General features: G+C 71.1%; 15 protein-coding genes. 11 read left to right on the top strand and 4 right to left on the bottom strand.

Features of this window, described 5'->3' with window-relative positions:
• Nucleotides 1–169 precede the first annotated feature (169 nt).
• From ADK54_RS36555 to ADK54_RS36540, 4 genes are all read left to right on the top strand, one after another.
• Complete coding sequence (locus ADK54_RS36555) at nucleotides 170–565, top strand: DUF6507 family protein (protein ID WP_053730120.1); 396 nt, start codon at nucleotides 170–172, stop codon at nucleotides 563–565.
• A gap of 271 nt (nucleotides 566–836) precedes the next feature.
• Nucleotides 837–2732: an EndoU domain-containing protein gene (locus tag ADK54_RS36550; RefSeq protein WP_159048006.1), complete on the top strand. Its 1896-nt coding sequence runs from the start codon at nucleotides 837–839 to the stop codon at nucleotides 2730–2732.
• A gap of 20 nt (nucleotides 2733–2752) precedes the next feature.
• Nucleotides 2753–3172, top strand: a complete 420-nt coding sequence (locus tag ADK54_RS36545; protein WP_053730118.1) for a hypothetical protein — start codon at nucleotides 2753–2755, stop codon at nucleotides 3170–3172.
• A gap of 88 nt (nucleotides 3173–3260) precedes the next feature.
• Nucleotides 3261–3926: a pentapeptide repeat-containing protein gene (locus tag ADK54_RS36540; protein ID WP_053730117.1), complete on the top strand. Its 666-nt coding sequence runs from the start codon at nucleotides 3261–3263 to the stop codon at nucleotides 3924–3926.
• A gap of 210 nt (nucleotides 3927–4136) precedes the next feature.
• Here the strand turns inward: ADK54_RS36540 and ADK54_RS36535 are convergent, their stop codons facing one another.
• The 3 genes from ADK54_RS36535 to ADK54_RS36525 all read right to left on the bottom strand — a co-directional run bounded on the left by ADK54_RS36535 (nucleotide 4137) and on the right by ADK54_RS36525 (nucleotide 9055).
• Entirely contained in the window at nucleotides 4137–4976 is an 840-nt protein-coding gene (locus ADK54_RS36535; protein WP_053730116.1) for a serine hydrolase domain-containing protein, read from the bottom strand.
• A 75-nt stretch (nucleotides 4977–5051) separates the two neighbouring features.
• Nucleotides 5052–6644, bottom strand: coding sequence for a serine/threonine-protein kinase (locus ADK54_RS36530; RefSeq protein WP_053730115.1), 1593 nt, complete (start codon nucleotides 6642–6644; stop codon nucleotides 5052–5054).
• 215 nt (nucleotides 6645–6859) lie between these two features.
• Complete coding sequence (locus ADK54_RS36525; RefSeq protein ID WP_053730114.1) at nucleotides 6860–9055, bottom strand: MMPL family transporter; 2196 nt, start codon at nucleotides 9053–9055, stop codon at nucleotides 6860–6862.
• 277 nt (nucleotides 9056–9332) lie between these two features.
• Here ADK54_RS36525 and ADK54_RS36520 point away from each other — a divergent pair, with 277 nt between their 5' ends.
• From ADK54_RS36520 to ADK54_RS36495, 6 genes are all read left to right on the top strand, one after another.
• Complete coding sequence (locus ADK54_RS36520) at nucleotides 9333–10550, top strand: sensor histidine kinase (protein ID WP_053730113.1); 1218 nt, start codon at nucleotides 9333–9335, stop codon at nucleotides 10548–10550.
• A complete protein-coding gene (locus ADK54_RS36515) occupies nucleotides 10547–11236 on the top strand; it encodes a response regulator (protein ID WP_053730112.1) in 690 nt (229 codons plus the stop codon). Before ADK54_RS36520 ends, ADK54_RS36515 begins: the two co-directional genes overlap by 4 nt.
• A 91-nt stretch (nucleotides 11237–11327) precedes the next feature.
• The gene (locus ADK54_RS36510; RefSeq protein ID WP_053730111.1) at nucleotides 11328–12689 is read left to right on the top strand and encodes an aspartate aminotransferase family protein; all 1362 of its coding nucleotides are present in this window, start codon (nucleotides 11328–11330) and stop codon (nucleotides 12687–12689) included.
• Between the two features lie 97 nt (nucleotides 12690–12786).
• Nucleotides 12787–13458 carry a GntR family transcriptional regulator gene (locus tag ADK54_RS36505; RefSeq protein WP_053730110.1) on the top strand — a complete coding sequence of 224 codons (672 nt, stop codon included), beginning with the start codon at nucleotides 12787–12789 and terminating at the stop codon, nucleotides 13456–13458.
• Entirely contained in the window at nucleotides 13455–15878 is a 2424-nt protein-coding gene (locus tag ADK54_RS36500) for a dolichyl-phosphate beta-glucosyltransferase (protein ID WP_234392354.1), read from the top strand. The genes ADK54_RS36505 and ADK54_RS36500 overlap by 4 nt, the downstream gene beginning before the upstream one ends.
• 197 nt (nucleotides 15879–16075) lie before the next feature.
• Nucleotides 16076–16726 (top strand): hypothetical protein, encoded by a 651-nt coding sequence (locus ADK54_RS36495; protein WP_053730109.1) that lies wholly within the window; start codon nucleotides 16076–16078, stop codon nucleotides 16724–16726.
• Nucleotides 16727–16783: 57 nt separating this feature from the next.
• Here the strand turns inward: ADK54_RS36495 and ADK54_RS36490 are convergent, their stop codons facing one another.
• Nucleotides 16784–17524 (bottom strand): SLATT domain-containing protein, encoded by a 741-nt coding sequence (locus ADK54_RS36490; protein ID WP_053730108.1) that lies wholly within the window; start codon nucleotides 17522–17524, stop codon nucleotides 16784–16786.
• Nucleotides 17525–17900: 376 nt separating this feature from the next.
• Here ADK54_RS36490 and ADK54_RS36485 point away from each other — a divergent pair, with 376 nt between their 5' ends.
• A complete protein-coding gene (locus tag ADK54_RS36485; RefSeq protein WP_078966903.1) occupies nucleotides 17901–18257 on the top strand; it encodes a YbaB/EbfC family nucleoid-associated protein in 357 nt (118 codons plus the stop codon).
• Nucleotides 18258–18293: the final 36 nt, after the last annotated feature.

The raw sequence follows: 18293 nt of genomic DNA, 5'->3' as shown, positions 1-18293 counted from the left end.
GAGATCATCCGGCTGGTGCGCGGCACGCTGGAGCTGAACGACGGCACCGCGCAGTCGACGCTGTCGAAGGCGAAGGCGGCTGTCGACGCCATCGGCTGACACGCCACAAGCGACGTACAGAACGGGCCTTGCGGGCACCGGAGTTGGGGCAACGGGGAGCGGGGAGTTTGTGGTGACGGGGTGGGATGTGGGTCCGTCGGGTGTGCGGGGTGCGTTGCAGAAGGCGGCGGTGTCGGCTGGGGAGTTGTCGACGGCGGGGTCGAATCTGAGTGACACGTTGCCGCGGACGGCGACGGCTGCGGGCACGGTTGCGTCCGGGTATACGGGGCCGGCGTTGGCGACGGGTCCGGTGGCGGCGGCGCTGGGTGAGTTCATGCAGCACTGGCAGAAGGATCTTCAGTACGTGGTGGAGCGCACGGGCAAGTCGTTGACCGGGGCGGCCGAGGCGACGAACGAGTACGTCAAGGGTGATCTGAGGATGGCCGCGCAGGCCCAGCACGCAGCTCTGGCGGAGCCGATACCGGCTCCGCCGGGGTTCTCGGGGAGGCGGGGCGGCGGTGAGTGAGCCCGAGTCGATCGTTGCCTCGGGGATCCCTCAGTTCACCGGCGACCTGGACAGCCTGGACCATGACACGGCGCTCCTGACCGCGGATGCCGGGGCGTTTCGTGATGCCGGGGCGGGCATCCACTCCCACTTCCAGGGTGTGGCGGCGTTCTACAAGGCGCCCGAGGCGGAGCAGTTGTTCGCCACGACCGCGCCGGTGGCTGCGAAGACGGCGACGTTCGCGGACAGCCTGGAGAAGGTGTCCAGTGCTTTGAGTGCCTACAGCCAGGAGGTGCGGCCGCTGGCGAAGAAGCTCGAAGACCTGCAACGCCAGGCGTTCGCGTTCACCGCGAGCATCGCGGGTGACGAGCACTGGCAGCGTGATGAGAAGAAGCGGGACCGCAACGACGGCATCAAGGACGAGGTCCATGCCACGTTGCAGGCGTTCTACGAAGCCGAGATCACCTGCCACAACAAGATCACCGCGCTCGTGGGCGGCACCACCCTGGTGCTCGGCAACCACGGTGACAAGAAGCTGGTGCGTTTCGGCACCATCGAGTACGGAGCCACCGCCGATGACCTGAGCCACCTGGACAAGGCCCCGTGGGGCAGCTACGCGGAGCCCGAGTACACCGGCCTGAACTGGCTGTGGCACCAGGGCAAGAGCCTGGTGTGGGACGGCTTCATCGTCGACGGGGTCTGGGGCACCGTCAAGGGGCTCGGCACGCTCGTCGGCACCGATGGCTGGGACGCCGCCGGGCAGGCCTGGACGGGGCTGGGCAAACTCGCCACCGGCCTGGTGATACTCAGCTTTCCCGGTGCCCGGGAGGCCTTCATGGCCACGCCCGACCGCATGATGCCGAAATGGTTCCGCGATTCCCGCACCGCGCTGAAGGAGACCGGCAAGGCGCTGATCGCGTACGACGAGTGGGGCAAGAACCCGGCCCGCGCCACCGGCGCCGTGGCCTTCAATGTCCTGACCACCGTCTTCACCGGCGGCGCCGGCTCGGCCGCGAAAACCGGCGCGGTCGCCAAGACCGTCTCCGCGCTCGGCAAAGTGGGACGGGCTGTCGACCCGATGACGTACGTCTTCAAGGCAGGCACGTTCGGCGTCGGCAAGGTCGCCGATGTGTTCAAGGGCCTCAAGGGCCTGTCCGTCGGCCCACTGTCGGACGCCGCCCACCTCACCCACGACCCCAACGTCCCCCACGTCACCGACACCTACGCCGAATGGTCCGACGGCACCAAGCTTTCCTTCAAGGACGGCGAGTACACCGTCACCCGCCCCGACGGCACGGTGTCCGCAGCCCACGTCGAGCTCTCCGCTGCCGACCGGGCGTTGCTGGAAAACCACCTTCCCCACCAGGAACCGGTTATGGCCAACGCCCATCCGGGCGGCAATTCGGCAGGGCACTCCGGGGATCACGCGACTGGTAGCGGCTCAGACAGCGGTGCAGGTTCGCACACGCCTTCCAGCGGTGGCGGTCACGGCGACCCCCCGGGGACGGTCGCTGGCGGCCACGGCTCGTCCGGCGGCAGTGGCCACGGCACCGGTCCGCACGACCGAGCAGGTCACGGTTCCGGTTCCGGTCACGGCGGCGACCCCCATGACCCCGCGGGTCACGGGCACTCGCCTCAGGACCCCGCCGACCCCGGCACGGGTCAGCCGGTCGCGGATTCGGGTTATGGCGGGGACACGTCCACTCCCGATCAGGATCCGTCGAAGGTGGAAGAGCTTCCTCGACTACCGGAGGGCGGTCGTATCCCTGAGCACACCTTCGAGCACGTGCTGCAGGGCGAGCTCAAGTACGATCGAAATGGCAACCCCAAGATCGTCGGATACCATTTTCGGCCCGGCGGCCGTGACCTCGATCCCCACAGGGTGAAGGTCCCGAAGATCATCGAGATCGATCACAAGACGGGACTGACCACGGGCAATGTGTGGATGCGTGATCCGCGCACCGGGTTCATGGCGATGAAGCGGGCCAAGACGACCTTCTTCCCCCCGGGTTGGACGGAGAACCAGGTCAGGCGTGCCATGGAAAAGGCCTTTGAGAACGGCCGGGTGGTCGACCCCATCAACAACAGGTGGCGTGGAGACTGGAAGGGCATCCAGTTCGAAGGTTATTTCGACCCGATCACGGGTGACGCGAAGACCATTTACCCGCTCATGCCGAAGCCGAAGTAGGAAAGAAGGAGAACAGAGCAGTGATCCGCACTCAGTACTACGTTGAGGACGCGTTCGAGGTGCCGGAGTTCTCTGGGCCTGACGAGCTGAGTGTCCTGGGACAGTGGGTGACGGCCGACATCCAGCTCTCGCCGCTGTCCGTCCTGGAGGCGATCGACCTGGTGGCCGAGGCCAAGGCCAACCCGGGCTTCGCGCCGGAGGATCTGGACGGAAACGCGCACACTGTCACCATCAGCCCGCAGGGTGTGAGGGTGGAGAACTACTTCGTCGAGCACGTTCAGGGCGAATACACCCTCGACGACGCGTTCCGCGTGCTGGTCGACTTCTGGGACTACTGCTGCCTGGCTATTCCTGAAAAGGTCGACGCGCGCCGACGTCAGTACACCGAGGAGAACGGGCACGACCCGCTGGCCGGAATCCGCGACTTCCTCGGGACATGACCGCCCCGCTGAGTCGTCCGCGCCGGTCGCGACTGCGGGTGGCTCAGCAGTCACAGATGCGTCGAAAGCTGTGTGTGGGGGAGAGATCGTGTCATCTGGTACCCGTAAGAAATGGGAGCCGAAGACGCTCCCGATCGACCCTGCGGCGACGCGACAGTTGCAGGATTGGCTGGCCGAGGAGGGCTACAGCCTCTTTGGTATCGAGCACGACTTCCGAGGTGCGGACCTGTCGGGCGGGGACTTCACGAGCGCGTGGTTCATCCAGGCGGTCCTGGCGGGTGTGCGGCTAGCGGGAGCGAGTTTCTACCGCGCCGACCTTCAGTCAGCGGATCTCACCGGTGCGGATCTCACCGGCGCCGACCTCGTCAGGGCGAACCTTGACGAGGCTGTGCTCCGTTCGGCGCGGCTCGACGGCGCTGACATGGTCAAGGCCTCGCTGCACGGCGTCGATGCGCCGGGCGCGAGCTTCAGAGGAACGCGGATCATGGGGGCTTCACTCAGCGACGTCGATCTGAGGGGAGCGGACCTGACCGACGCGGTCTTGTTCGAGAACACCTTCAAGGTCACAGTCGACGACTCCACGGTGGTGCGTGGCCTGACCGGCACCGTTTTCGGGCCGGTCACGCTCTTCAGCGGCGAATCCTCCCGAGAGCTGGCCGGCGCGGAGCTCGCGGCGTGGATCGGTGAGCGGGGTGGGCGGGTGCGAGTGATTCCTCGACGCCGCCCCCCGCAGCAAGGGCGGCACGTTTCCTGATGCCGCCGCGCAGTACGCCCCACCGGTCGCGGACTGGGCTCGCGGTGCCGTTCAACTCCGTTCTGGGGAAAGTGAGTTATGTGCCGGTTCCGGCGCTGTGTGGGTATACCTGGCCGCTGTTATGGGGTGGTGTTTGCCCTCGGGTCCGGACCCGTTTGTCCATACGCCGCTGCTGAATTCGGTGGTGCGGCAGCTCCGTCAGGGGTGTGCTCAGCTTGCCTTCGACTCGGCGATCTTCGTCAGAAGCCCGATGCCGAGTTCGTCGGTCTGTTCGGCGTTGCCCGAGAGGCGGTGGATCAGGACCCAGGTGCCGTCCGGGAGGGCGCCGGTGAAGACGGAGGCGTCTCGGGTGGCGCCGTTGTGCCAGCGCAGGGGGCCCGCGGTCTGCCAGAACGGTGTGGGCTCGCCCAGTTCCTGCTCGACCAGCAGGGCCACGGTGAGGCGGGCGGCGGCGCGGGGGGTGGCCCACAGGCCGCCCGCGGGCAGGATGGCGCCGTTCATGGTCCAGGGGCGGACCGGGCGGCCGAACAGCCCGGGTCGGAGCAGCCGCCGCTGTGGTGGCGGGTCGGCCGATATCTCCGTTATGCCTAGCGGGGCCAGGACTTGGCGCGCCAGGAGATCCTCGTAAGAGGTGCCCGTTGCCGAGACGAGAGCGGCGCCCAGGAGGGCGTAGCCGAGGTTCGAGTACTCCTCGGCGTGCCCCGGGGCGGCGGTGGGCAGCGTGTCGAGCCGGCGTACGAGGGTGTCCAGGGCCTGGGCGTCGAACGGGGCGTACGGGTCGCGTCGGTGCAGGTGCGGTGGCAGGCGGGGCAGGCCCGAGGTGTGGGCGGCGAGGTGGCGCAGGGTGATGCCTGTGCCGGGCGGCGCGGGGAGGAACTTGTCGAGAGGATCGTCGAGTTGGAGCTTCCCGGCCTCGGCGAGGCGCGTCAGTACGGTGGCGGTGACGGGCTTGGTCAGCGAGCCGATCTGGACGTACCGATCGAGATCGTGACCGTCCACGGCCTGGGGGGCATCGGCGCTGCCGAGTATGCAGGTGGGAACGGGGCGCATTCGGGGAGGCTTTCAGGTTTGGGTGCGTGGCAGGGCAGGGCTGCTTCGATTCGAGTGGTGTCCCGAAAGGCGCCGCTACCCGCCACCCGCCCTCGTGTAGTCGAGGAACTCCCCCGTGCCCACCGTCTGGCGGTGCAGCCGGCCGTCCGGCATCAGGGATACCGTGCTCGGCTTGCCCGGGTTGCAGGCGCCTGTTGAGCCCGGGGCCACCTCGGACGGGCCTATCTGGAGCGGGGTGTCGGGCGATGCGGGGGGTTCGGTCAGGCGGGCCTCGAAGACGCAGTGGTAGCCCTCGCCGTCGGCCGTCAGAGTGAGGACCTGGTCGCCCACCCGGCCTGCCCGGATCACCAAGTGGCGTGCATTGGGGCCCGAGTTGCTCGGGATCACGGCCGACCAGTTGCCTATGTACGGCTGCGGTACGCCGTCGATGGGGGCCGGGGGTGTCGTCGTGCCCGTGCCGTCGGGGCTCACGTCCCCCGAGTGCGTTGAACTCGTGGACGGGGAGGTGGAGTTGGTGGTCTCCGGCTTGTTCCTCTGCTCGCCGTCGCTCATGAACGCGTACACCGAACCGCCCGCGCCCACCGCCACCACGAGCGCCACCGCTATCAGCGCCGCCGTCGACTTGGCGTTGCGCGTCGGTGGGGGCTCCGGTGCGGGGGAGTGGTACGGGTTGAAGGGCGGGGGCGGGGGTGGGGGCTGGTACGAGGGCGGGGGCTTGAGCTCGGTCGGCGCCGCGTGCGTATGCGGTGCGGGCTCGCTCCCGGGGTCCTCGATGTCCAGCAACCGCGCTGCGTGGCTGCCCAGTTGGGCCACCAGCGGCGCGGGCAGCCACGGGTCCGTCGCGTCCTCCGGGACGCGTTCCAGGATGCGGTCCAGGGAGGGGCGGGCCGACGGGTCCTTGTGCAGGCAGTCGCCGATCAGCTCCTGGAGCGACTCGGGGACGCCGTCGAGGTCCGGCGGCTCCTGCGCGATGCGGAACATCAGCGCGTGCACCCCGCTCGCCGCCTCCCCGAACGGCAGCTTGCCGCTGGCCGCGTACGACAGGACCGAGCCGAGGCAGAACACGTCGCAGGCCGGGGTGATCCGGTCGCCGCGGACCTGCTCGGGGGCCATGAAGCCGGGGGAGCCGACCAGCGCGCCGGTCCTGGTCAGCCCGGCGTCGGTGCCGGTCTCCAGGGCGCGGACGATACCGAAGTCGATGACTCGGGGGCCGTCGATGGTGATCAGGACGTTGGAGGGTTTGAGGTCGCGGTGGACGAGGCCGGCCGCGTGGATGTCCTTCAGGGCGTGGGCGAGGCCGCGCGCCAGGACCCGTACGGAATGCTCCGGCAGCGGGCCGTGCGGGCCCGCCACCACGGACTGGAGGGAGGGGCCCGCTACGTAGCCGGTCGCGACCCACGGCACCGGGGCCTCGGTGTCCGCGTCGAGTACGGGTGCGGTCCACTGGCCGCCGACCCTGCGCGCGGCGATGACTTCCTGGCGGAACCGGCCCCGGAACTCGTCCTGCTCGGCGAGGTCGGGGCGCACCAGCTTCACCGCGACGGTGCGGCCCCAGTCCGAGCGTGCGAGGTAGACCTGGCCCATGCCGCCGGACCCGAGCCGGGCCAGGAGCCGGTAGCTGCCTATTCGTTCCGGATCGCCCGGCTCAAGACGCTGAGTGCTGCCCATGTCGGACGCGCCTCCCCTGCTCACACCGCCCCTACGCGCTGAGAATAGTGCGGGGGCCCTCCGGGGGTGGGGTCGGGTTGCGTAGTTCCCCGTGCCCCTTAAACCCGTCTTCGGCCGCGGGCCGTGCGTGGTTGCTCGCGCCCACGCGGCGGAGCCGCATATGTCACAGCCCCGCGCCCCCTGCGCCCGGTCGGACCGGTGCCCGCCTCACGGTTTCAGTACGCCGTGACCCGGTCGGGTTCCGGGGCGGGGTGCGGGTGGGTGTCCGTGGTGGCGCGCGGGCGGACCGGCCACCAGATGGCTCGGCCCAGGAGCGCGGCCAGGGCCGGGACCAGTACCAGCGACAGGACCAGCGCGGAGAGCATGATGCCCAGCGCCATCGCGAAGGCGACCTGCTCGCTGCCCGGGGTCGTGGCGAGGCTCGCGAACGAGCCGGCGAGCACCAGGCCGGCCGTCGCGATGGCCGGTGCCGTGTGCCGTACGGCGCGGGCCACCGCGGCGCGGGCCGGGCCCGGCCCGCGCATCTCCTCCCGGATCCGGTCGGTGATCAGGATGTTGTAGTCGGTGCCGAGCGCCACGACGAACAGGAACAGGACTAGGGGGAGCGTGAAGCTGACGCCCGGTTTTCCGAGGGTGTGCTGGAACAGCAGGGTCGCCGCGCCGAGGGTGGCGGCGAAGCCGAGACCGACGGAGACCATCAGGATCACGGGGGCGAGCAGGCTGCGCAGGAGCAGCAGCAGGATCAGCCCGATCAGCGCGGCCGCGACGGGGAAGACGATCCTGAGGTCGTGGTCGACGGCGGTCGAGATGTCGGCGATGATCGCGGGCGTTCCGCCGACGTGGGCCGTCGTCCCGTCGGGCGTGTGCCGGGCGACCGCGTCCCGGACCGGCCCGGAGGCCAGGTCGCGGGCCTCGCGGCTCTGCGGGTCGGCGGTCGGGTAGAGGTCGATGCGGGCGGCTCGGTGGTCCTTGTTCAGTACGGTCGGCGCGACCTGGCCCACGCCCTTGACCCGGGTGAGCGCCTGGGCGAGGCCGTCGAGGCGGGTGGTGGTGAGGGGGCCGCCGTCCTTGGCGGTGACGTACACGCTGGTCGGGTCCGAGACGCCGGCCGGCAGCGCGCGGGAGATCTCGGCGGCGGTGGCCGCGGCCGGGGTCTTCTCGCCCGAGCCGCCCTGGCCGTAGTCCATGCGGATGCCGATCAGGCCGGTGGCCAGCGCGCCGAGCAGGGCGACGGAGGCGGTCAGCATCAGCAGCGGGCGCCGCGTGACCAGCGCGCCCAGGCGGGCGGCCCGGCCCTCGCGCGGCTCGCGGCGCAGCGCCCGGGACGGCCAGAACATCTTGCGTCCGGCGGCCGCGAGCAGCGCCGGCATCAGGGTGAGGCTGCCGAACAGCATCACCAGGACGGCCACGGCGATCGCCGGGCCGAGCGAGCGGAACTGCCCGAAGGTCGCGACGCCCAGGGTGGCGAACGCGGCCACGATGGTCAGCGCCGCCGAGGTGATCGCGGTGCCCACCCGGGCACATACCTGCGCGGCCGCCTCGCGCGCCAACTGCTGTGGCTGGGACCGGAGTTGCTCGCGGAAGCGGAACAGCAGGAACAGCAGGTAGTCGATGCCGATGCCGAGCAGGACCACGTTGATCAGGCTCGGGGTGCCCGCGTCGAGCTTGAGCCCGGTGAGCATCGCGGCCACCGCGACGGCGCCCGCCGCCGCGCCGCCGATGACCGCGACCGCGAGCAGCGGCAGGATCGCCGCCAGCACGCTGCGGAACACCAGCACGTTCAGCAGGACGATGAGCCCCGTCAGGAGAGCTCCCCCGACCGTCGTGGCGGTCTTGTTGGCATCGGTGGTGTCCACGGTGTCGGCGAGCGCGCCGGTGAAGCCCGTACGCATCCCCGCTTCGGCGAACTGTGTCCGGGCGGCGTCCCGGAAGGCCCGGTAGACCCCCTGTACGCCGGTGTCCGAGGGGTTCCCGGTCAGCTCGACGGAGAGCAGCTCGAAGCTCCGGTCCGGCGCGGTCATCGCCGGGGCGATGCGGGGTGTCTGCGAGCGGTCCGGGACCAGGAACTTCGGCGCGTCGTCCTCCCTCGGCATGACGACCCGCCGCCCGCCGAGCTTGGCCGCCTCGGCCTCGACGCGCTTCTGGTCGGCGGCGCCGAGGGCCTTGCCGTCCGAGCGGGCGACCAACACGGTCACCGTGGTGGCATCGGGATCCACCCCGAACTGCTCCTCCGCTATGCGCAGGGCGGCGGCGGAGTCGTAGCTGCGGGGCAGGAAGTTGCCGGTCTGGTTCTGGGTGACACGGGCGAACATGGTCGGGGCCAGGGCGGTCAGGGCGAGCCCGAGGACGGCCCAGAGGGCGATGACCTTCCAGGGGTGTTTGGTGGAGTATCCGGTCAGGGCGCGGATCACGAGGTCCTCCGGCGGACGGGCTAGGGGTGTCCCATGACCCATCGGGCGCCCCCTAGGAACGAAGTACGTCGACCGGGTGCTCCCGGCTGCTCTCCAGCCCATCAGGGGGAGGGGCGGGTCGGCGTCCTGGTTGCGGATGATCCGGGCGGGGGCCCTGGGTCCCCTGCGGGGCGGCGACCAGGACCGTGGTCCTGGGCCGGGGCGGGACCCGGCGCCGATGCCGACAGGGGGAGGGCCGTGACACGCTGGCCGGGACGGACAGAAGAAGGGGACAGGCATGCGCATGAGCCGAGACGTGGGGCCCGCCGGCCCCCGAGCCCTGCCGCGCCCCGACACCCCCCAACCCCTCTGGACCCGCAACGACGCCCTCGTGGCCGGGGCCTCCTGTGCCATCAACCTCCTCAGCTACGTCTTCGTCAGCGACCCCGGCGGGCAGCGCGGCGTCAGCGTCGCCGGGTGCCTGCTCGTCGCGCTGGCCGCCGTGCCCCTGCTCGCCCGGCGCACCCACCCCCTCGCCACCCTCGCCGCCGTCCTCGTCCTCGACTCGGCGGCGTCCCTCGCCCTGGCGCTCTCCACCCACTTCGGGGCCGTCCTCATGGTCGCCCTGTACTCGGTCGCCCGGGCCCGCGGCGGCCGGGTCGCGGCGGGCGCGGTCTTCGTGACGGCCGCGGCGAGCCTGCTCAGCCAGAGCGGTGGGCGGTTTCCGCCCTGGCAGGAGGCCCTCTCCGCGATCCTCTCGCCGCTCATCGTGGTCGGCGCCGCCCTGGCCGTCGGCCGCTGGCAGCGCGAGGTGGACGCCAATCGCCGGCTCCTCGCCGACCGCGCCGTGGCCGACGAACGCCGCCGCATCGCACGGGAGTTGCACGACATCGTGGCCCACCACATCACCACCATGCAGCTCATGGCCGGCGGCGCCCGCGCCAACCTCGCCCACCCCGAGGTGGCCCGGGACGCCCTGGTCACCCTGGAGGCCTCCGGGCGGCTCGCGCTCGGCGAGATGCGCCAGCTCCTCGACGTACTGCGGGCCGGAGACGAGCCGGAATCCGCGCCGGCCCAGCCCCAGCCCGGCGCCGACGACCTCGACCGCCTGGTCGACGAGGCCCAACTTGGCGGACTGTCGGCCGAGTTCAGTGTCCATGGGCCGCCTCGCCCGCTGCCGCCGACCGTCGGTCTCACGGTCTTCCGGGTCGTCCAGGAGGCCCTCACCAACGCCCGCAAGCACGCCGGGTTCGCCCACGCCTCCGTACGGCTGACGTACCGTCAACAGCACCTGACCATCGAGGTGTTGGACGACGGCAGAGGTGCGACGCCCCCGCATTCCGGCTCCGGCGGGTACGGGCTCATCGGCATGCGCGAGCGCGTCGCCCTGCACGGCGGCACCCTCACCGCCGGGCCCCGGGCCGACGGCGGGTTCGCCGTGCTGGCCGAGCTGCCCCTCCCCCCGGACGAGGCGGCGGTCGAGCGAGAAGCCGAGCAAGAAGGAGTACGACCATGACCGAGGCTCCGATCAGGGTGCTCATCGCCGACGACCAGCCACTCGTGCGGCGCGGCCTGTCGTTGATCCTGTCCCCCGACCCGTCCTTCGAGGTGGTCGGGGAGGCCGAGAACGGCGCGCAGGCCGTCGACCTGGCCCGCCGGCTGCGCCCCGACGTCGTCGTGATGGACATCCGGATGCCCGTACTCGACGGGGTCGCGGCGACCGCCGAGCTCGCCGCCGCCGCGCCCGGCAGCCGGGTCCTCGCGCTGAGCACCTTCGACATGGACGAGTACGTGGTGGGCGCGCTGCGCGCCGGGGCATACGGTTTCCTGCCCAAGGACAGCTCGCCGGAGGACCTGAGCGCGGCGATCCGTACCGTGCACGCGGGCGAGGCCGCGGTCGCGCCGCGCCTGCTCACCCGGCTGATCTCCACCTTCGTCACCGCGCCCCGCGATCCGCGGCCCGCCCCGACGGGACTCGGTGAGCTCACGCCCCGCGAGGTCGAGGTGTGGCGGCTGATGGCCACCGGCCTCGACAACACCGAGATCGCCCGCGCCCTGGAGCTGAGCCCGTCCACGGTCAAGAACCACATCACGAGGATCTTCGACAAGCTCGCCGTCCGGGACCGCGCCCAGGCGGTCATCGCGGCCTACGAGTCGGGGCTCGTGACCGCCCGCGCGGCGGCCGGGGAACGGCCCGGGTGAGGCGGAGCCCCGACACCTTGCCGAGCCTGGAAGGTCTCGGTGTACAAGATGGCCATGGCCGCTCCCACCTGCGCGTCCTTACCCTGGAAACATGACCCCTCAAGGCATCCCCGATCCTCAGGCCGGCGCGGCAGTGAAGGCCGCCGACCGTGCGCACGTGTTCCACTCCTGGTCCGCCCAGGGCCTGATCGACCCGCTCGCCGTGGCCGGCGCGGAGGGGTCCTACTTCTGGGACTACGACGGCAACCGCTACCTCGACTTCACCAGCGGGCTCGTCTTCACCAACATCGGGTACCAGCACCCGAAGGTCGTCGCCGCGATCCAGGAGCAGGCCGCGAAGATGACGACCTTCGCGCCCGCGTTCGCCGTGGAGGCCCGCTCGGAGGCGGCCCGGCTGATCGCCGAGCGCACCCCCGGGGACCTCGACAAGATCTTCTTCACCAATGGTGGTGCGGAGGCCGTCGAGAACGCCATCCGCATGGCCCGCCTGCACACCGGCCGCCACAAGGTGATGAGCGCCTACCGCTCGTACCACGGCGGTACGAACACGGCGATCAACCTCACCGGCGACCCGCGGCGCTGGGCCTCCGACAGCGGCTCGGCGGGCGTCACCCGGTTCTGGGCGCCGTTCCTGTACCGCTCACCCTTCCACGCCACCACCGAGGCGGAGGAGTGCGCGCGGGCCCTGAAGCACCTTGAGGAGACCATCGCCTTCGAGGGCCCGGCGACCATCGCCGCGATCATCCTGGAGTCGGTGCCCGGCACGGCAGGCATCATGACGCCGCCGCCCGGCTACCTGCCCGGCGTGCGCGAGATCTGTGACAAGTACAAGATCGTGCTCGTCCTGGACGAGGTCATGGCCGGGTTCGGCCGGACCGGCAAGTGGTTCGCCTCCGAGCACTTCGACGTCGTGCCGGATCTCATGACCTTCGCCAAGGGCGTCAACTCCGGATATGTGCCGCTGGGTGGCGTCGCCATCAGCCAGAAGATCGCCGAGACCTTCGAGCACCGGCCCTTCCCCGGCGGGCTCACCTACTCCGGGCACCCGCTGGCCTGTGCCGCGGCCGTCGCCACCATCAACGTGATGGAGGAGGAGGGCGTCGTCGACCAGGCCGCCCACATCGGAGCGACCGTCCTGGAGCCGGGCCTGCGCGAGCTCGCCGAACGGCACCCCTCGGTCGGCGAGGTGCGCGGCATGGGCGTGTTCTGGGCCCTGGAGCTCGTCCGCAGCAAGGAGACGCGCGAGCCGCTCGTGCCGTACAACGCGAGCGGTGCGGACAACGCGCCGATGGCCGCGTTCGGCGCCGCGTGCAAGAAGAACGGTCTGTGGCCGTTCATCAACATGAACCGCACCCACGTCGTGCCGCCCTGCAACATCACCGAGGCGGAGGCCAAGGAAGGCCTCGCCGTGCTCGACGAGGCGCTGACGGTGGCTGACCAGCACACCGTGTGACGCTTCTGTCCCGATCCAGCGGTAAAAGCCCGCTCTCCTTTGTCCGGTTTCCGGGCACCCCATAGGGTGGCCCGAAGCCGGAGGAGGGGAGCGAGTCATGCCCGCTAGCGGAGCGGTCACCCGCAGCACCCTCCGACAACAGATCGCGGACGCGCTCCGTGACGAAGTGCTCGCGGGGCGTATGCAGCCCGGCGAGGAGTTCACGGTCAAGCAGATAGCCGAGCAGTACGGCGTCTCCGCCACGCCCGTGCGCGAGGCGCTCGTCGACCTCTGCGCACAGGGCCTGCTCGACTCCGACCAGCACCGCGGCTTCCGCGTACGGGTCTTCTCCGTCGAGGACTACAAGGGCATCGTCGAGGCGCGGGCCCTGGTGGTCGACGGGATATTCCGGCGGGCCGCGGTCCCCGGCTCCCTGGAGGCGTACGGACCGGCCCTCGTCTCGGTACGCAGGCGGGGTGAGGAGGCCGCGCGGGCCGCGCGCGGCGGCGACCTGAACATCCTGGTCGGCTACGACCTGCGGTTCTGGCGGGAACTGTGCGCGCTCGCCGGCAACACCTACATCTCCGACTTCCTGCACCGGCTGCGCATGCAGAGCTGGGTGTTCGCGGTCCCGTACCTGCGCAGCCACTGCGACCTCAGCGACTGGCTGTGGACCGGGCACGGCGAGGTCGTCTCCGCGCTCGCCCGGGGCGACTTCGAAGAGGCGCGGCTGCTGATCGCCGCCTACAACGACGAATCCCTGATGTGGGCGGAGCGGTTGCCCCGGTGATCACCGACCCGGCCGGACAGGTCGAACTGAGCGTTGTCGTCCCCGCGTACAACGAGGAGCAGCGTCTCGCGCCCACCCTGGAGGCGATCCGGGACCACCTCGGCGACAGCTGCAGCTGGGAACTCATAGTCGTCGACGACGGCTCCGCGGACGAGACCGTGCGGGTGGCCCGCGAGGCCGCCGCCGTCGACCCCCGCATCAACGTCGTCGTCAGCGAGAGCAACCGCGGCAAGGGCCACGCGCTGCGGCTCGGGGTGCTCGCCTCCTACGGGCGCCGTGTCCTGATCACGGACGCCGATCTGGCCACTCCCATAGAGGAGTTGGACCATCTCGCCAAGGCGATGACCGAGGGCGAGACGGCCGCCGCGATCGGCTCGCGCGCCCACCCCGAGGCCCGCATCGAGGTCCACCAGAGCCGGCTGCGCGAGGTGCTCGGCCGGATGGGCAACCGGCTGATCAGGGCCGTCGCCGTCCCCGGCGTCCGCGACACCCAGTGCGGCTTCAAGCTGTTCGACGGCGAGAAGGCCCGCGCCGCGTTCTCGGACGCGCGCCTGGACGGCTGGGGCATCGACGTCGAGATACTCCAGTTCTTCCGCCGCAAGGGCTGGGCGGTGTCCGAGGTGCCGGTGCGCTGGTCGCACCAGGACGGCTCGAAGGTGGGGGCGGCGGACTACGGCAAGGTGCTGTGGGAGCTGGCCCGCCTCAAGGCCCGCGCGGTCCGCCGCGTCGACCTGGTGCTCGGCGCCCTGTATCTGCTCTCCTCCGTACTGCTCTACAAGAACCTGTGGGGCGACCTCGGGCGGAGCTACCTCACCGACTCGATGCAGGACCAGAACCAGTGGGAGTGGTTCTTCTCGGTCACCGCGGACAACGTGACCCACCTGCGCGACCCGCTGTTCACCACCGTCCAGAACTTCCCGGACGGCGTGAACCTCATGGGCAACACCCCGATGCTGGGCCTGTCCGTGCCGTTCACCCCGATCACGCTCGCCTTCGGGCCGACCGTCACCTGGGCGCTCATCCTCACCCTGGGGATATCCGCGACCGCGTACGCCTGGTACTGGCTCTTCGCGCGCCGGGTGACCGAGAACCGGTGGGCGGCCGGGCTCGGCGGGGCGCTCGCGGCCTTCGCGCCGCCGATGATCTCGCACGCCAACGCGCACCCGAACTTCTGCGTCCTGTTCATGATCCCGCTGATCATCGACCGTGCGCTGCGCCTGTGCGAGGGCCGGGACGTGCGCCGCGACGGGCTGATCCTGGGCCTGTTCACGGCGTACCAGATCTTCCTCGGCGAGGAGGTGCTGCTGCTCGCCTCGCTGGGCATGGCCCTGTTCGCGCTGTCGTACGCGCTGGCCCGCCGCGATGTCGCGCGTGCGGCCGTGCGGCCGCTGGCCAAGGGGCTCGGGTACGCGCTCGGGGTCTGCCTGGTGCTCATCGCCTACCCGCTCTACCGGCAGTTCGCCGGGGCGCAGAGCTATCACAGCGTGCTGCACGGCGACAGCGCGGGCAATTCGCCGCTCGCGCTGATCGAGTTCGCGGGGCGCTCGCTGATGGGCGACGACGCCACCGCCGACAAGCTGGCCCTCAACCGCACCGAGCAGAACGCGTTCTACGGCTGGCCGCTGGTGGCCCTCGCCTTCGCGCTCGTCGTACGGCTGTGGCGGCGGCCCGAGGTCAAGGCGCTGGCGTTCACGGGTGTGGCGGCCGCGGTCCTCTCGCTCGGCCAGAAGATCCGCATCCCGTACACGGACGTGGTCCTGCCGGGCCCCTGGAAGCTGCTCGCGCACAAGCCGCTCTTCGAGTCGGTGATCGAGGGCCGGGTCGCGATGATCTGCGCGCCGGTGCTCGGCGCGCTGGTTGCGCTCGGCGCGGGACGCCTCGCGCTCAGCCGGGTCCGGGCGACGCGGGCGGCCGGCTTCACGGCGATCGCGCTGGCCCTGCTCCCGATCGTCCCGACGTCGTTCCCGACCAACGCGCGCCCCGAGGTGCCCGAGTTCATCGCGTCGGGCATGTGGAAGAAGTACGTGAAGCCGGGGGAGTCCCTGGTCCCGGTGCCGCTGCCCGATCCCGGCTCGGCGGAGGCCCTGCACTGGCAGTCGTCGACGGGCCTCGGCTTCTCCGTGCCCGGCGGCTACTTCAACGGCCCCTGGGGCCCGGACCGCATCGGCATCTACGGGGCCTCCCCGCGCTGGACGTCGAACCTGTTCGGCGACATCCGCGCCGGCAAGCCCATCCCGGACATCGGCACGGACTGGCAGAACCAGGCCCGCGCGGACCTCGCGTACTGGCACGCGGGCGTCCTGGTCCTCGCCCCCCAGCCGCAGGCGCCCGAGCTGTACGAGACGGTGACCCGGCTGCTCGGCCGCGAGGGCACGAAGGTGGGCGGGGTGTGGATCTGGGACGTGTCATCGGTCCGGTGACACGTTCCGCGTCCGGGGCGCGCTCTCGGGTCTGCGCATCCGAGTAACGGACGAGTTGGTGGGTAAACCCTCCCGACCGGGGCGCGGGGGGATCCGGTCACCCCGCATCAGGAGTTGACGGGCACTCTTCGCGCGGCGTGCCCGGCGCACTACGCTGTCCCGACCATCGCGCGAAACGAGTTGAGAGCGAGCCCGTCTTGGCCTGTGACCTGTGGCTGGTCCCCCTCGTCGATGTGCTGTGCCACAGCCCCGACAACCCGTTCGCGGAGGAGATCGCCTCGTACGACAAGGCGCTCGGCGACGCCGGGCTCCCGCCCGTACCGGTCTTCGCGTACATGCCGGGCCTTTCCGGTGACGTGGCACCTGTCGCGGGGTTCGACTACGACGCGCTGCACTTCCTGCGCCGGGCCTACCTCCTCCAGCTGTGCGGCCTCGCGGTCACGCCCGTCGACGAGCTCGGCGGCGACTACGAGCAGCTCCTGGAGATGTTCGAGGCGACCGCCCAGCAGTCGCACCTGGTGTGGCACTACGACCACGCGGGTGCCTACGTCCCGGTCGACTTCGCGATCCCGCTGTCCAACGAGGAGCTCCTCGCGGGCGGCGGACCGCTCGGTTCCGCTCAGGGGCTGCTGCGGGAGCTGGAGTTCGTGGGGCCCGCGATCGGAATAGATCCGGCCAACCCGCCGACCGCACCCGCCCCGCCGGACCGGCCCACCTCACTGGAAGAGCCGGCCGGACCGATCCCGTACGACGAGAGCCCCTTCGCGCGCGAGCGGCACGTGTGGCTCGGGCTGCACGCGGCGGCGACCCGCAGCCTCGCCCAGGGCTCGATGATCATCTTCAGCTGAGCAGGACGACCGCCTTTCGGCCGAGGGGCCCAGACCCCGCCCCCGGCGCCCCGACGTTCAGCGCGGCCCCTCCGGCGGCCGCTGGCGCGGCATGTTCGGGCGGGTGGCCGGAGGGAGCGGGAAGCGGCCGGGACCGGGGGCGCCGTCCGTGCGCGGGGCGGCCGCGCTCAGGGTCTGCATGACGAGCGGCGCGGGTCCCGAGCGGAACTCCACCATCCAGTCCGCCGTCTCCGAACGGACCAGCTCGGTGACGTCCTCGGTGAACCTGCGCAGCACCGCCAGGCACCGCTCGGCCGCCTCGCTCGCGGTGCCCTCGGTGGGCCCGAGCACCTCGCGCACGCTCTCCGACGCCCAGTCGAACTGGAGGGCCTGGAGCCTGCGCTGTACGGCCTGGGCGGTGGCGACGTCCCTCATCCAGCCCGAGGTGAGCCCGAAGTAGCGGTCGCAGGCCATGCAGGCGGCGCCGAGCAGCAGACACAGATAGCCCCAGCCCGCGGCGCCCTCCAGGGTGCCGGTCAGGTCGACGAGCGGAAGCACGGCCCCCGCGATCGCGCCGCTCGCCGTGCCGCAGCGCAGGGCGCGGGCACCGCGGCGCTTCCAGAGCCGGTCGGCGAGGTACCAGTCCGCGGTGCGCAGGGCGCCGTCCTCGACCCAGCGGTACAGCGTGTCGAGACGTTCGGCCGGCTCGCCCCAGTCGCCGAGCGGGAACGGCCGCCCGGTCAGATCGCCCGTCTGCGCGCCCTCGTCCCGCCGGGCCTGGCCCGGGGGCCCCTCGGGCTGCATGTCCGGCTGGCTCACCCGGCCGCTCCCTCCGCACTGCTGCTGTGACCCTCTGTGACATAGAGTGACGTACGGGCACCTGGATGTGTATCTGGACGTACTGGACGTGTACTGGACGTAGTAAAGGCCGTGCCGCAGTGCGGCCGTCCGCGGTGCGCGCGTGCGCATTGACGCGTGGTGACGCACCCGACCGCCATTCCTACCGCCGAATGGTGGGCCCGGCGGGCGATATCCAGGTATTTCCGCCCGGAAGTGTCCCTTGATCAGGTATAGGAACGCGCACCGCATCACTCGAAAGAGTTGCGGAGCAGGGCGCCTGTCGACCACGTAGGCTCGGAGTGCCGAAAGCGGCAGCCGTCCTGCCGACCCGCCTTACCGAAACCTGGAGCGAACCGTGATCCCTGGTGGTGGCCAGCCCAACATGCAGCAGCTTCTCCAGCAGGCCCAGAAGATGCAGCAGGACCTCGCCCTCGCCCAGGAGGAGCTCGCGGCGACCGAGGTCGAAGGGCAGGCCGGCGGCGGTCTCGTCAAGGCGACCGTGACCGGCTCGGGCGAGCTGCGGGCCCTGGTCATCGACCCGAAGGCGGTCGACCCGGAGACCGCTGATTCCTTGCGGGAGCTTGGCGAGACCCTCGCGGACCTCGTCGTCGCGGCCGTGCAGGCCGCCAACGAGAACGCGCAGCAGCTCCAGCAGCAGAAGCTGGGCCCGCTGGCGCAGGGCCTCGGCGGCATGCCGGGCCTGCCGTTCTAGGACCGGGCCACCGGCGTGCGCCCGCCCGCCCGCGTG

The organism is Streptomyces sp. WM6378 (assembly GCF_001279695.1).
GTDB lineage: Bacteria > Actinomycetota > Actinomycetes > Streptomycetales > Streptomycetaceae > Streptomyces.
Note: the sequence above shows the minus strand (reverse complement) of the source record. Positions and strands in the feature narration are given on the sequence as shown.

Bases quoted from the DNA above. Each gene is read 5' to 3' on its own strand.
- ADK54_RS36505 (WP_053730110.1), top strand. From the start codon at position 12,787: ATGCCCGCTAGCGGAGCGGTCACCCGCAGCACCCTCCGACAACAGATC.
- ADK54_RS36515 (WP_053730112.1), top strand. From the start codon at position 10,547: ATGACCGAGGCTCCGATCAGGGTGCTCATCGCCGACGACCAGCCACTC.
- ADK54_RS36520 (WP_053730113.1), top strand. From the start codon at position 9,333: ATGCGCATGAGCCGAGACGTGGGGCCCGCCGGCCCCCGAGCCCTGCCG.
- ADK54_RS36510 (WP_053730111.1), top strand. From the start codon at position 11,328: ATGACCCCTCAAGGCATCCCCGATCCTCAGGCCGGCGCGGCAGTGAAG.
- ADK54_RS36535 (WP_053730116.1), bottom strand. From the start codon at position 4,976: ATGCGCCCCGTTCCCACCTGCATACTCGGCAGCGCCGATGCCCCCCAG.
- ADK54_RS36530 (WP_053730115.1), bottom strand. From the start codon at position 6,644: ATGGGCAGCACTCAGCGTCTTGAGCCGGGCGATCCGGAACGAATAGGC.